Genomic DNA, 555 nt, shown 5'->3' on the forward strand with positions numbered 1-555 from the left:
CCGAATATGGGCCGCGCAAGACGCTCTACAACCGCTTTGTCCGATGGGCTGCCAAGGGGATCTGGACAGACCTCTTCCATGCTCTCGCCAGCGCAGGAGGTCCTCCCGCCCAGGTGCTGATCGACAGTTCTGCGGTCAAAGCTCATCGCTCCGCTTCTGGTGGAAAAGGGGGGAGAGCAGTCAGGCGATCGGCCGCTCGCGGGGCGGGCGCACGACCAAAATCCATGCGCTGACAGACCGCCACTGCCGACCGGTCGCATTCCTGCTGACCGGCGGACAGGTCGCAGATTGCACCGCTGGAGCGGTTCTGCTGCGCCAGATGTCCAGTGCCCGCATCCTCCATGGTGACAAGGGCTACGATAGCGATGCGATCCGCCGACAGGTCGAGGGCATGGGCGCCATGCCGAACATTCCGCCCCGCTCCAACAGGCTCTGGAAGAACTGCTTCTCTCCCGTGCTCTACCGCGACCGAAACGCCATCGAGCGCATGTTCTGCCGCCTGAAAGACTTCCGGCGCATCGCCACACGATATGACCGCCTCGCCATCAACTTCCT

The 555-nt window shown here is 63.4% G+C and carries 1 pseudogene; it reads left to right on the top strand.

From position 1 onward, the window contains the following. Positions 1-555, top strand: a pseudogene (locus EJ105_RS27710) (IS5 family transposase); the annotation flags it as partial.

The sequence above is a fragment of the Xanthobacter aminoxidans genome (assembly GCF_023571765.1).
GTDB classification, from domain to species: domain Bacteria; phylum Pseudomonadota; class Alphaproteobacteria; order Rhizobiales; family Xanthobacteraceae; genus Xanthobacter; species Xanthobacter aminoxidans.